At 56.6% G+C, this 13,273-nt stretch carries 15 protein-coding genes; 5 read left to right on the plus strand and 10 right to left on the minus strand.

Features of this window, described 5'->3' with window-relative positions; all coding sequences use genetic code 11:
* Positions 1-57 precede the first annotated feature (57 nt).
* On the plus strand, positions 58-666 hold the full coding sequence (locus AC2FIB_RS03455; RefSeq protein WP_496733234.1) for a 2-hydroxychromene-2-carboxylate isomerase: 609 nt from the start codon (positions 58-60) through the stop codon (positions 664-666).
* Between the two features lie 8 nt (positions 667-674).
* Here the strand turns inward: AC2FIB_RS03455 and AC2FIB_RS03460 are convergent, their stop codons facing one another.
* On the minus strand, positions 675-1,700 hold the full coding sequence (locus tag AC2FIB_RS03460; protein ID WP_496733235.1) for a phosphotransferase family protein: 1,026 nt from the start codon (positions 1,698-1,700) through the stop codon (positions 675-677).
* Between the two features lie 23 nt (positions 1,701-1,723).
* Positions 1,724-2,542, minus strand: coding sequence for an SDR family oxidoreductase (locus AC2FIB_RS03465; protein WP_496733236.1), 819 nt, complete (start codon positions 2,540-2,542; stop codon positions 1,724-1,726).
* A gap of 134 nt (positions 2,543-2,676) precedes the next feature.
* Between AC2FIB_RS03465 and AC2FIB_RS03470 the strand changes: the two genes are divergently transcribed.
* From AC2FIB_RS03470 to AC2FIB_RS03480, 3 genes are all read left to right on the plus strand, one after another.
* Positions 2,677-3,678: an NADPH:quinone oxidoreductase family protein gene (locus tag AC2FIB_RS03470; protein WP_496733237.1), complete on the plus strand. Its 1,002-nt coding sequence runs from the start codon at positions 2,677-2,679 to the stop codon at positions 3,676-3,678.
* 126 nt (positions 3,679-3,804) lie between these two features.
* A complete protein-coding gene (aroQ, locus tag AC2FIB_RS03475) occupies positions 3,805-4,254 on the plus strand; it encodes a type II 3-dehydroquinate dehydratase (protein ID WP_496733238.1) in 450 nt (149 codons plus the stop codon).
* Positions 4,251-5,006, plus strand: coding sequence for a helix-turn-helix transcriptional regulator (locus AC2FIB_RS03480; protein ID WP_496733239.1), 756 nt, complete (start codon positions 4,251-4,253; stop codon positions 5,004-5,006). The genes aroQ and AC2FIB_RS03480 overlap by 4 nt, the downstream gene beginning before the upstream one ends.
* Before the next feature lie 372 nt (positions 5,007-5,378).
* Here the strand turns inward: AC2FIB_RS03480 and tsf are convergent, their stop codons facing one another.
* The 5 genes from tsf to AC2FIB_RS03505 all read right to left on the minus strand — a co-directional run bounded on the left by tsf (position 5,379) and on the right by AC2FIB_RS03505 (position 9,178).
* A complete protein-coding gene (tsf, locus tag AC2FIB_RS03485; RefSeq protein WP_496733240.1) occupies positions 5,379-6,254 on the minus strand; it encodes a translation elongation factor Ts in 876 nt (291 codons plus the stop codon).
* 76 nt (positions 6,255-6,330) lie between these two features.
* Positions 6,331-7,134 (minus strand): 30S ribosomal protein S2, encoded by an 804-nt coding sequence (gene rpsB / locus AC2FIB_RS03490; protein ID WP_058271914.1) that lies wholly within the window; start codon positions 7,132-7,134, stop codon positions 6,331-6,333.
* Between the two features lie 166 nt (positions 7,135-7,300).
* Entirely contained in the window at positions 7,301-8,137 is an 837-nt protein-coding gene (gene olsA, locus AC2FIB_RS03495; protein WP_496733241.1) for a lyso-ornithine lipid O-acyltransferase, read from the minus strand.
* A 4-nt stretch (positions 8,138-8,141) separates the two neighbouring features.
* Positions 8,142-8,897 carry an L-ornithine N(alpha)-acyltransferase gene (gene olsB, locus AC2FIB_RS03500; protein WP_496841773.1) on the minus strand — a complete coding sequence of 252 codons (756 nt, stop codon included), beginning with the start codon at positions 8,895-8,897 and terminating at the stop codon, positions 8,142-8,144.
* Positions 8,898-8,995: 98 nt separating this feature from the next.
* A complete protein-coding gene (locus AC2FIB_RS03505) occupies positions 8,996-9,178 on the minus strand; it encodes a DUF3553 domain-containing protein (RefSeq protein ID WP_170557337.1) in 183 nt (60 codons plus the stop codon).
* Between the two features lie 44 nt (positions 9,179-9,222).
* Between AC2FIB_RS03505 and AC2FIB_RS03510 the strand changes: the two genes are divergently transcribed.
* Positions 9,223-9,819 carry a histidine phosphotransferase family protein gene (locus AC2FIB_RS03510; RefSeq protein WP_496733242.1) on the plus strand — a complete coding sequence of 199 codons (597 nt, stop codon included), beginning with the start codon at positions 9,223-9,225 and terminating at the stop codon, positions 9,817-9,819.
* Here the strand turns inward: AC2FIB_RS03510 and AC2FIB_RS03515 are convergent.
* From AC2FIB_RS03515 to obgE, 3 genes are read right to left on the minus strand one after another with little or no spacing between them, the layout of a single operon-like run.
* Complete coding sequence (locus AC2FIB_RS03515) at positions 9,816-11,078, minus strand: glutamate-5-semialdehyde dehydrogenase (protein WP_496733243.1); 1,263 nt, start codon at positions 11,076-11,078, stop codon at positions 9,816-9,818. The genes AC2FIB_RS03510 and AC2FIB_RS03515 overlap by 4 nt on opposite strands.
* A gap of 44 nt (positions 11,079-11,122) precedes the next feature.
* The gene (gene proB, locus AC2FIB_RS03520; protein ID WP_496733244.1) at positions 11,123-12,229 is read right to left on the minus strand and encodes a glutamate 5-kinase; all 1,107 of its coding nucleotides are present in this window, start codon (positions 12,227-12,229) and stop codon (positions 11,123-11,125) included.
* Positions 12,217-13,251: a GTPase ObgE gene (gene obgE, locus AC2FIB_RS03525; protein WP_109311490.1), complete on the minus strand. Its 1,035-nt coding sequence runs from the start codon at positions 13,249-13,251 to the stop codon at positions 12,217-12,219. The genes proB and obgE overlap by 13 nt, the downstream gene beginning before the upstream one ends.
* Between the last annotated feature and the right edge of the window lie 22 nt (positions 13,252-13,273).

The raw sequence follows: 13,273 nt of genomic DNA on the forward strand, positions 1-13,273 counted from the left end.
AGATTCGTCTGGTGGTTCAGAGTTCATTTCACAGATCGTCGTATCGGAGTTTAGACAATGACGCAGACCATAGATTTCATTTTCGATTTTTGCAGCCCAAACGCATTTCTGGCCCATAAGGTTTTGCCCGAACTGGCGAAACGAAATGGCATGCAGGTAAGCTATGTGCCCGTGTTACTGCCGACGATATTCAAGGCGACACATAATCAGAACCCGTTCGAGGCATTTTCGGAAAATCGCCAGAAAACAGCCTATTTGACCCATGATCTTCATCGCTTTGCTCGCAGACGCGGATTGAGCTTTCATATGAGCCCGCATTTCCCGGTGAACACAAAATTTGCCACGCGCGGCGCTGTATTTGCCTCGGGTAAATCATGGGAATCTAAATACATAAACGCAATATTTGATGCGATTTGGGTGCATGGCCAGAAAGTTGATGAACTGGGAGTGCTGATGGATATCTTGCAGGAAAACAAACTTCCTGCGCGCAAGATCCGCGAGGCCATGACGGGTGCCGAAATAAAGCAGCGGCTCAAAGAGCAATCCAAAGCCGCCGTAAAGCAAGGTGTATTCGGTGTGCCCACAATGTTTGTGGGCACCGAGATGTTCTTTGGCAAAAACAGCCTTGGCAATATTGAGTTGGAGCTTTCCCGGCCATCAGCCTGACGGAATATCTACGATTTCAGTGCTTCCAGCCCGTGTTTTGCAAACACCGGAACATAAGCCCCAAATACCTGCGCGCGTTTGGGATCAGACGCGTTGCCGTCCAATGCGCGCTTGTACACACCCTGCAGAATTCCGGCCATTCGGAAGAAATTGAACGCCAGGTAGAACCCGAAATTTTCAATCCCAGGTAAGCCGCGGCGTTGGCAATATCGCCCGATAAATTCTTGATCTGACAGTATTCCCAGGGCTTGACGGTCGACGCCTGCCAACCCGCGACCCTCGTTTCCGGGGGGCAGTTGCCACTGCATGATAACCGCTGCCAGATCTGCGTAAGGGTGCCCGATCGTCGACAGCTCCCAATCCAGAACGCCAATGCAGCGGCAACCGTTCTGTTCGAACATCAGATTGTCGATGCGGTAGTCACCATGCACCAATGTGCGCTGACCGTCATCGTCCGGAATGGCCCCCTCAAGCGCGGAGATAAGCGCATCCATCTCGGGGATGGTCGTTGTCTCGGATGCGCGATACTGCTTGGTCCATCGGGCAATTTGGCGCTCAAAGTAATTGCCGGGCGGGCCATAGTCGGACAGGCCTACTGCGTCCACATCGACGTCATGCAAATCGGCCAGCACGCGGTTCATTTCGTCGAATACACCACTGCGAGTTGCGTTGTCGTCCTCATCCACCGTCGGCTCAAGGAATACACGCCCCTGCAACCGTTCCATGACATAAAACGCCGAACCGATGATGTCGTCATCCTCGCAAAGCAGCATCATCCGAGGGACCGGAACCGCGCTATCGGCCAGAGCACTTTGAACGCGAAACTCGCGTTCCACGGCATGGGCTGATTTCAGCAAAACGCCTGGCGGTTTACGGCGCAGCACATAACTCTTGGAAGGTGTGCGCAGTTCGAAAGTTGGGTTGGATTGTCCAATGGCGAATTTCGTCGCTTCCAGCGGCCCCATGTAACCGTCCAAATTTGCGCTGAGATAGGCGTCTAGCGCCGTCAGGTCGAGTTGTGATTTATCACGCATTTCCAACAACTATTCCCCCGGCCCTATAGTGCTTCGGCGAAGAGATTACCGGCGGTCACCACGTTTAGGCCCCCAGAAACTGGGATGACGGCTCCGGTCACATAGCTGCCGCCACGCCCGCACAGGAACAACATGCACCCGGCGATATCCTCGTCTCGACCTACACGGCCCAACGGAACTGTCTTGCCAACCTTTTCGCGCGTGCCCTCGTCTGCCGTCGCAAAGGCTGTCATCCGTGATACAAATGGTCCCGGTGCAAGCGCGTTAACAGTGACGTGATAGGGCGACAATTCCTTGGCTAAAATCTTGGTCAGGTGCAGCACCGCAGCTTTGGATGCGGAATAGCTGTATGCACCGTCGCCCATCGGCACCTCACCCATTACTGATCCAACGTTGACGACGCGCGCCGGATCGTCAGGTGTTCCGGACTTCATCAGCATCGGCAACAGGCGCTGCGTCAGTTCGAACAGACCAGCGACGTTGACGGAATTGACCTTTTCCCACGCGTGATGGGGAAACTGTCCCAGCGGTGAACCCCAAGAGATGCCCGCATTATTCATCAGGATATCAAGGGTATCCGTGCGATTCTTGACCTCATCGACGATGGCCACAACGCCGTCTTCCGTTCCAACATCTCCGCTGAAACCTTCGGCGCTTCCGGGCGCGTCCAGAGCATTCAGCTCGGCCGCGACGGTTTCACAGGCTTCCCCTTTGCGCGACGCGATCAGTACGCGTGCCCCTGCCCTTACAAGCGATTCCGCAGCCATCCGGCCAATGCCGGTGGCACCACCTGTCACCAGTGCGGTTTTTCCCTGCAGCGAGAATAGGGTTTCAGGGGTCATGGTCTGCTCCTCGGTTTTGAATTGGGGCACAGGTGGCGATTTTCGGCGAGATTTGCACCCTGCGGAATTCTTGACAACATTCACCGCTGCGCCAAAGGTCCTCTCAACCGAATAACAAGGACAAGACAGTCATTATGCAAGCGTTACTCAGCGTCGCGCCGGGCGGACCGGATACATTGGAACTTACGACCCTGCCCGACCCGGTGCCAGGAAAGGGAGAGTTGCTGGTCGGGGTTAAGGCTGCTGGCGTCAATTTCCCCGATACGTTGATGATCCAAGACCTGTATCAGATTAAACCACCCAGACCATTTGCCCCGGGTGGGGAAATTGCGGGTGAGGTATTGGGCGTTGGCGAAGGCGTAACCGGATTCGAGGTTGGGGACAGGGTTCTGGCGCTGACCGGATATGGCGGTTTTGCCACGCAATTGACGGTCAAGGCGGCTACAGCCGTGAAATTCCCCACATCGATGCCATTCGATGACGCGGCATGTTTCATTTTCACCTACGGCACGTCCTACCACGCGCTGAAAGACCGTGCCGCATTGCAGCCTGGTGAAACGCTTTTGGTGCTGGGTGCCGCAGGTGGTGTCGGTAGCGCGGCCATTGAGCTGGGCAAGGCGATGGGCGCGCGTGTCATAGCGGCCGTATCTTCTCAGGAAAAGGCGGATTTTTGCCGTCAAATCGGCGCGGACGACACAATCGTATATTCCCGCCAGATGGACCGCGACGCCCAAAAGGCATTCTCTGGTGAAATCAAGGCCATGGCGGGCGCAAATGGCGTGGATGTCGTCTATGATGCCGTTGGCGGAGATTATGCCGAACCAGCGCTGCGCAGCATGGCGTGGAATGGCCGGTTCCTTGTTGTCGGGTTTCCGGCCGGTATTCCCAAAGTCCCACTCAATCTACCATTGTTGAAGGGCTGCCAGGTCGTTGGCGTGTTCTGGGGGGCTTCGGTCTATCGGGATCCCAAGGGCCATGCCGAAAATATCAGCGAGTTGTTCGACTTATACGCCAATTCACAGATAAAGCCGCAAATCAGTCGGCGGTTTCCTTTAGCGGATGCAAGCGAGGCACTGAAATTGTTGAACGACCGCACCGTTCTTGGAAAAGTTGTGGTAACGATGCCAGAATCCTGACTGGTTTTCGACGCTTGGTTCAAGATCAGATGGTGTTAGATGCGCGACACTCGCCTGATGAGTGCGCAGGCTGGTGGACATCCATACCTAATCACGTTTATCAACCAGTAATGGGACGGAGAATGAATGCATAAAGTTCTGATTTTGAACGGTCCGAACCTGAACTTGCTGGGCACACGACAACCCGAGGTTTATGGCCGTACAACGCTGAAAATGGTCGAAGAAACCTGTGCAAGCCACGGCGCGTCTATCGGGTTGGACGTATCACACTTGCAATCCAATCACGAAGGTGTGCTGATCGACGCGATCCACGCGGCCAAAGGCAATCAAGACGGGATCGTTCTGAACGCTGGGGCGTATACACACACCTCGATCGCTTTGATGGATGCGATCGCTTCGGTAGACCTGCCGGTTGTTGAGGTTCACCTGTCGAACATACACGCACGTGAACCCTTCCGACACAAATCCTTTGTGGCGCCGGTTGCGCTGGGACAGATCTGCGGCTTTGGGCTGCAGGGCTATGTGATGGCGTTGGATGCGCTGTCGGCGCATTTGCAAAATGAGGGGTCCGTATGAAGCTGGGTGAGTATCTGAATTTCCTCAGCTACGTCAAAACTCTGGAAGAGCTTTGGGACGCTCATTGCCGCCAGATGGCAATTTTCGGTTTCCACCGTCTGCTATACGGCTATACGCGCTACAGGACCGAAACGTCTTTGGGAGACCCCGAAGACTTCACCATCCTTACAAACCACGGCAAAGAGTACATCGATGGTTTCGTGCGCGATGGGCTGTACTTTCATGCACCCATGCTGAAATGGGCGCTGCACAATGAAGGCGCGGCCAGTTGGAGAATGATTCAGGATATGAATTCCGACGGCACGATGACCGCCCAGGAACGCCAGGTATATGAGTTCAATCGGTCAAAAGGCGTTGTGGCGGGATACACTATCAGTTTCACCTCGGTTTCGATGCGGTCCAAGGGGGCGATCTCTCTTTCGGCTGGTGGTGCCACTAGCCAGGATGAGGTTGACGCAATCTGGGCTGAACATGGCGATGACATCTTGTTGATGAACAATGTCGCGCATCTGAAGATACTTACCCTGCCCTACAACACCCCCAATCGCGCTCTGACGAAGCGTCAGCGCGAGGCGCTGGAATGGGTTGGAGATGGGAAGACGACGCAGGACATAGCGCTTTTGATGGGGTTAACATCGGCGACCGTTGAAAAGCATTTGAGGCTTGCCCGTGAGTCTCTATCAGTCGAAACAACAGCGCAAGCCGTGCTCAAAGCATCCCTGCAAAATCAGATGTTCATCATGGAAGCCTGATGTGTCCTTTTTGACGCTAAATTGCGTCAATTTACGTAGGGTAAGGAAAACATGACTTTCCGAATCTGAGCCCCAGTTGCAAAGTGATATTGTTCCGTGAGTGGTGGCTTTAGCCTGGGAACATTTTGATCGGATCTTTGCAATACCGAAGCTCTCCGGTCGCTCTGACATAAAGGCGTCTATTTGTCCGCGTCTCTTAGTCGGAATTTTGGGGGGCCTCGACCATCCCCATCTGCGGGGCCCCTCAATCCTTCCATTAGTAGTGTATGATCTGTTGTTCCCAACGCCGGAAGGCGCAAAAAAACCGACTACTGGAAAGTAGCCGGTTTAATTCTGTTCAGGTTAAGGCCCCTTTCAGGGCCTCTGCCAGAATTAGCCCTGTACGGCCTTGGCAACTTCGGCTGCAAAGTCTTCTTTTTCGACCACGATGCCTTCGCCAACTTCCAGACGGACGAAACCAGTGATGGTTGCGCCTGCTTCTTTGGCTGCGGCTTCGACGGTCAGGTCAGGGTTCACAACGAACGACTGGTTCAGCAAAGTTGATTCCGCTACGAATTTCTTCATACGGCCAACGATCATTTTTTCGATCACCTGCTCCGGCTTGCCGGATTCGCGGGCGATGTCCATCTGAACCTGCTTTTCTTTTTCGACAACAGCCGAGTCCATGTCCGCTTCAGACAGGGCCGCCGGGTTCACAGCTGCGATGTGCATCGCAATCTGCTTGCCGATCACCTCGTCGCCACCGGACAGAGCAACCAGAACACCGATTTTGCCCATGCCGTTGGTGGCTGCGTTGTGAACGTAGGACACAACAGTGTCGCCCGACAGTTTCGCCATGCGGCGAACCGACATGTTTTCACCAATGGTGGCGATCTTGTCGGTTAGGGTGTCAGCAACGTTCTTGCCGCCCAGATCAGCCGCTAACAGAGCTTCGACATTGTCGACGCCTTCTGCCGCGTAAGCAATCTTGCCAACCATTTCCTGGAACTCGGCGTTCTTTGCGACGAAGTCGGTTTCCGAGTTTACTTCGACAGCAACACCGTTGCCACCGTTGACGTGAACAGCAACCAGACCTTCTGCTGCGGTACGGCCGGATTTCTTGGCCGCTTTGGCCAGACCTTTGGTGCGCAGCCAATCAACTGCTTCGTCCATGTTGCCGCCGGTTTCGGTCAGCGCTTTTTTTGCGTCCATCATGCCTGCGCCGGTCGAGTCGCGCAGTTCTTTAACCATTGCTGCTGTGATTGCCATCTTTTGGCTCTCCTCAATTCAAACGGAATTGGGGCAGGTCTACCCTGCTCCATATGTCATTTACGTGACGGGCAGCTTACGCTTCGGCTTTGGCTTCCGGCGTGGCTTCTTCTGCAACGGGTGCTTCTTCCGCAACGACTTCTTCAACCGGTGCTTCTTCGAATGCGCCCAGGTCAACGCCTGCAGCACCCATCTGAGCGGTCATACCGTCCAGAGCGGCACGAGCAACCAGATCGCAATACAGAGAGATCGCGCGCGCTGCGTCGTCGTTGCCGGGGATGATGTAATCCACGCCATCGGGCGAGCAGTTGGTGTCGACAATTGCCACAACCGGGATACCCAGCTTGTTGGCTTCGGCGATGGCCAGTGCTTCTTTTTTGACGTCGATGACGAAAAGCAGATCAGGAACGCCGCCCATTTCGCGGATACCGCCCAGCGATGCCTGCAGTTTGCCCTGGTCACGTTCCATGCCCAGACGCTCCTTCTTGGTCAGGCCTTCGGCGCCCGATTCCATGGCTTCGTCAATCTGGTTCAGACGATTGATCGACTGAGAAACGGTTTTCCAGTTGGTCAGCGTGCCGCCCAGCCAGCGGTGGTTCATGTAGTACTGAGCCGACTTTTCAGCGGCTTCTGCGATCGGCTGAGCTGCCTGACGCTTGGTACCAACGAACAGAACGCGGCCACCTTTTGCGACAGTGTCACGAACAGCCTGCAGAGCCTGGTCCAGCATCGGAACGGTCTGGGTCAGGTCCATGATGTGGATGCCATTGCGCGAGCCGTAGATGAACGGGCCCATGCGGGGATTCCAACGCTGTGTCTGGTGACCAAAGTGAACGCCAGCTTCCAGCAGCTGACGCATGGTGAACTCGGGAAGAGCCATGCTATTTTCCTTTTCCGGTTTACGCCTGGGCGGGGGTGAAAGAAGCGGATGCTCCAACCGGCGGGCCAGATAAGGATGTCTCCCTCAAATAGCCCAAACCCCGCCTGCGGGTTTTAATGGCGCGCGTATACGGTAGGAATTCGCCCTGTGCAAGTGCCAAATGGCCTTATTTTTCAAGCCGCGCAATTGCATGCGCGTGGCGCACTGCCTCTTCGCAATGTGCCGCCAACGCCTTGCGGTCGGCAAAATCGCTGACTTTGGCTGGAACGTGGTAAATCAATTCCACCGTCCCCTGCCGACGCGCGCCCAAGGTCTTGAGAAGATGCGGGGCAAAATCCATATCGCCCCACCAGCCATAGAACCTGTCAGGCTGCCCTTTTGGCGCGTGAAAGACTACGGATACAGGCTGAACATACATGAAGTCCCGCAATTCATCCGAGAAGAACGCGGCGAAAAGCGTTGTTTTAAAAGTTAAAACACGAAGACCATCGGTCGAGGTGCCCTCGGGGAAAAACAACAACTTATGCCCGACTTTCAAGCGCTCTTCAAAGATCAGGGTCTGTTCGCGGGCTTTCTTGCGATCTCGTTCGATAAACACCGTGCCCGTGGCGCGGGCTAGCCAGCCGATACCCGGCCATTTGGCCACCTCGGCCTTGGACACGAAGTACACCCGCTTACGGGCGTTCAGCGCAAAGATGTCGAGCCAAGAAGTGTGGTTTGCGACCACCGCGCCGCGTTCGCGCATCAACTCACCGGTACTGCGAAAGCCGATGCCAAGAAGCCGGAGCGCATTGCGGCAGACAAACTGCGCAATGAACGGTGTGATCGGACGCCGTAAACCGAACAGCGGGCGCTCGATCAGGCGAACGGTCAACAAAACGAGCAGTCCGCCAAAAACCAGCAGTGCCAAGGGAAGGCCGCGCAAGATCACCAATGCCCAGCCAAATACACCCAATTCAATCGGGTCTGGCGCGTCGTCACTGTCCCAAAGCGGTTCGTTCACTGGATCAGGCTCCGCCGTAAATACGCCGCTGGCGCTCGTTCATGCGCGCCGTGTCGAGGATCAGGCAAACATCTGTTGTGTTGAACGCGTGGTCGATAAACGCCCCCTCGCCCACAAAGCCACCCAACCGCAGGTACGCCTTGATCAGCGCGGGAACCTGTACCATCGCCCCACGGCGATCCAGCGCATCCGGCGCGACAAGGTCCATGCTCTGAAACACTTCGGGTTGCGCCCTGACCCGCAAGTCTGGCGGGGCCAGATGATTGTGGTGCAACATCGACAAAGGCTGGGCCAGTTCCTGCACATTGATGCCGTGGAAGCTGGCGACCCCGAACAACACCTCAATCTCGCGCTCGGCCACATAGCCTGCCAGGCCGTTCCATAGCTGGTACATCGCCGTTCCGCCCCGATAGTCCGGGTGAAGGCAGGAACGTCCAAGCTCCAACAATTTGCGACCGCTTTGTTTCAACACGGTCAGGTCGTATTCATCCTCAGAATAGAACTGCCCCAATTCGATGGCTCGTTCACCCGGTAACAGCCTGTAAACGCCCACAACTTCGCCAGTGGCGTCATCATACGCCAGCATGTGATCATAATAAGGATCAAACTGATCCTGCTCTAACCCTGCCTCGTGGTCCACCATTTTGCCGCCGCCGCCCAATTCGCGGACGAACACGTCATATCGCAGCCTTTGGGCTGCGCGCAGTTCGGCCTCGGATTCGGCAAGTTTGACAGTGAAAGAAGGGCCTGCATCCGGCATCGGGTATTCCGCTTTTGTTTGCGCGCTGATACCGCAGTTTTCGGTCAAATGGCAACCGGCGCGGCGGCGGCCCATCGTTAACCATTCTTAAACAAGTTTCACAGATCAAAGACGGGCGTCAGGGCGATGCGGGTTCCGTCAATCACCACTTTTCCCTGATCGCGGAAATTCACGGTGACTTTGCCGCCGATGTTGGACTGCACTTGTCCGACGCCCCAATCGGGGAAATCGGGGTGGCGGACATACATGCCCGGTGCAAGTATGGCATTGAGGTCTGTCATGATCGGGCTCCGGTCCGGCGGCAGATACAACAGGAGAGGTACGCATGGGCGACACCAACGTCAATCTGGCCGAACTGATCGGGTCTCGAATTTGTCACGATCTGATCAGCCCCATTGGCGCAATAAACAACGGGCTGGAACTGCTTGAGATGGTCGGAACCATGCAGGGCCCCGAGATGGAGCTGATCTCGGGCAGCGTCGGAAGCGCCGGAGCAAAGATCAGGTTCTTTCGCGTCGCTTTTGGGTCGGCCAGCGATCAACCGTTGGGCCGGGCCGAAGTCACTGAGTTGTTGAAAGACGTTGAAAGCGTTGGTCGTGTGCGTGTCAACTGGCACGTGACCGATTCGATGCCACGCAATCAGGTCAAGCTCGCCTTTCTGGCCCTGATGTGTTGCGAAAGAGCCATGCCGATGGGGGGCGACGTCACCGTGGCAATTAACGGTGGCAGTTGGACAGTGACCGGTGTGGCAGACAAGCTGAATATTGAGGCTGATCTTTGGAAGAACCTACCCAAAGGCCAATTTGCGAACAAGGTGACGCCAGCACAGGTGCAGTTTGCACTGCTGCCCCAGACCGCTGCCTCGATGGGTCGGCGGGTTGTGGCGGAAACCACCTCAACCCGCGTCGCTATCCGGTTTTAAGACCGTACGGTTCCGTTGCCGCGGACAAGATATTTGAAGCTCGTCAGCTGAGCGGCCCCGACCGGGCCGCGCGCATGCATTTTGCCGGTTGCGATTCCGATCTCGGCCCCCATCCCGAATTCGCCACCGTCGGCAAACTGGGTTGAGGCATTGTGCATCAGGATCGCACTGTCGAGTCGCTCAAAGAACCGGGCAGCGGCATCGGCATCCTCGGTCATTATGCAATCAGTGTGGTTCGAACCGAACTGACGGATATGCGCGATCGCTGCATCGATATCAGCTACCGGCTTGGCCGCGATGATGCTGTCGAGGAATTCCTTGCCCCAGTCGTCGCCCGTGGCCGCGATAGTGCCGTCCAGGGCCAACGCGCCTTCGGTATGGATTTCGACGCCCGCCGCAAGCAGGGCGGAAATTATATCCCGGCCGAGTGTTTCAGCCACATCCTGATGGATCAGCAAGCACTCGGCAGCACCACAAATCCCAGTGCGCCGGGTTTTGGCGTTCAGCACGACGTCCAGCGTTTTTTGGGGGTCTGCAGCCTTGTCGACATAGATGTGCACGATACCTTCCAAGTGCGCAAAGACGGGCACGCGTGCCTCGCGCTGAACCAACCCAACCAGACCTTTTCCGCCGCGCGGAACGATGACGTCCACACAATCGGTCATGGTCAGCAGCTCTTGCACTGCGGCGCGGTCTCGCGTGGGCACAAGTTGAATGGCATCTTCTGGCAGGTTTGCCGCCTTTAGCCCTTGGACCAGACAGGCGTGAATGGCGGTTGAGGAATGGAAACTTTCAGAGCCGCCGCGCAGGATCACTGCGTTGCCCGACTTCAGGCACAGTGCGCCGGCATCCGCCGTCACATTTGGACGGCTTTCGTAAATCACTCCGATAACGCCCAGAGGCGTGCGAACACGCTGGATGTTCAGGCCCGAGGCCATGTCCCATTCGGTCAGAACCTCGCCCACGGGGTCTGCCTGATCCGCGACCGTGCGCAGCCCGTCGACCATGCCCTGAATCCGCGCTTCGTCCAGCATCAGCCGGTCCATCATCGCCGGGCTCAGGCCCTTTTCACGCCCAAACTCCAGGTCTTTCTTGTTGGCCTCAATGATATCCGCGCGGTTGGCCCAAACAGCGTCAGCCGCGGCATTCAAGGCAGCATGTTTACGCTCGGCGCTAGCAAAGGCCAAATCGGCCGAGGCCGCTTTGGCGCGTTTTCCAAGATCGGCCATAAGGGCGGGAATGTTGTCGAAATCCTTCATCTCAGGTGCCTTTCGGTCGGTCTTTGCGTTTTAACATCGCGCCGTTACAGCGCTAAATCATCTCGGTGGATCAGGACGGCGCGGCCCGGATAGCCCAACGTCTCTTCGATTTCCGAGGACTTTCGCCCCTTGATCGCATCCGCCTCTTGCGCGGTGTATCGGCTGAGCCCCTGTGCCAGCCGTCGCGCCTGCGGGTCCATAATCGCAACTGGGTCACCGCGCCCGAAGTCGCCTGTGACTTCAACGATTCCAGCGGGCAGCAGGCTTTTGCCATTACCCAACGCTTTAGCCGCGCCAGCATCGACCACGATTTCACCGCGCGGTTTCATTGCCGAAATCCAGCGCTTGCGCGCGGCATGCGGGTCCAGCTTCGCTGTAAACCAAGTGCAATTGGCGCCATCTTCAAGCGATTTCAGCGGGTTCAAAGTCGAACCTTCGGTGATCGCCATGTCACAACCGGCAGCAGTTGCCATCTTGGCGGCCAGCAGCTTGGTCTTCATTCCGCCTTTGGATAGACCGGAACCGGCATCGCCTGCCATTTCCTCGATCTCGGGCGTGATGGTCTCAATAACATCGAAACGCTTGGCGTTTCCGTCTTCACTCGGGTTCCCGGTGTAGAAACCGTCGACATCCGATAACAGGATCAATTGATCGGCCCCAACCGTCACCGCGATCTGCGCCGCCAACCGGTCATTGTCGCCGTAGCGGATCTCATCCGTAGCCACCGTATCGTTTTCGTTGACGATCGGAACCACGCCCAAGCTCAGCAGCGTTTCCAGCGTCGCGCGAGAGTTCAGATACCGCCGCCGGTCTTCGCTGTCTTCCAGCGTCACCAAAACCTGCGCAGTTGTGATTGTGTGCGGCGTCAAAGCCTCTTCATAGGCCCGCGCCAGCCGAATTTGGCCAACAGCAGCGGCGGCCTGAGATTGTTCCAACGGCAAATCCGCCATGGGCAGGCCCAAAACACCGCGCCCCAACGCAATCGAGCCGGATGAGACCAAAATGACGTCAGTTCCCTGCCCTTTGAGCCAGGCCACGTCTTGGGCCAGCGAGTGCAACCAATCCGACCTCAGCAACCCGGTATCACGGTCCACCAGCAAGGCAGAGCCGATTTTGACCACCAATCGGCGTGCTGCGGTCAGGGTTGCCAAGACTTGGTCTCCTCAACGGGTTTTTGTCGCAGACGGTTTTCGTCGATCTGGGCACGCAAAGCGCGCAACACTTCGGTCACGCCCAGATGCGCAACGCCAGACATGGTCATCACAGGGCCACCAACAGCCTCTTCCAGCTCAGCCCGTTGTAAGGCCAATTCTTCTTCGTCCAGCGCATCGACCTTGTTCAAAACTGTGATCCGGGGCTTTTCAGCCAGTTCACCGCCGTAAGCTTCGAGTTCATGAATGATGGTGCGGTAATCCTCGGCGACGGTTTCCGAGGTGCCATCGACCAGATGCAGCAGAACGGCACAACGTTCCACGTGACCAAGGAACCGATCACCGATCCCGCGTCCCTCATGGGCGCCTTCGATCAGGCCGGGAATATCCGCGACGACGAATTCCACATTGTCGACACCGACCACACCAAGATTGGGATGCAGGGTCGTGAACGGATAGTCGGCAATCTTGGGGCGCGCATTCGATGTGGCCGCCAGAAAGGTCGATTTACCAGCATTGGGCATGCCCAACAGGCCCACATCGGCAATCAGCTTCAGCCGCAGCCAGATCGTGCGGTCGATCCCTGCCTGACCTGGATTGGCCCGGCGTGGAGCCTGATTGGTTGCCGATTTGAAGTGCAGGTTGCCAAAGCCACCATTGCCGCCCTTGGCCAGCAGAACACGCTGCCCAACCTCTGTCAGGTCGCAGATGACAGTCTCTTCGTCCTCGTCCAGTATCTCGGTTCCAACCGGCACACGTAGGATGATTTCGTCACCATCCTTGCCTGTACGCTGCTGACCCCGACCGGGCTGGCCGTTTTTGGCAAAGAAATGCTGCTGATAGCGGAAGTCGATGAGGGTGTTCAGCCCATCCACAACCTCGGCCCAGACAGACCCGCCCTTACCGCCGTCACCGCCATCGGGACCGCCGTATTCAATGTATTTTTCACGCCGAAAGCTGACGCACCCGCCACCGCCGGCCCCGGACCGGATGTAGACCTTTGCAAGATCGAGAAATTTCATAACTGTCCCCTACTGCAAGGGC

Source organism: Ruegeria sp. YTSA072, assembly GCF_059610285.1.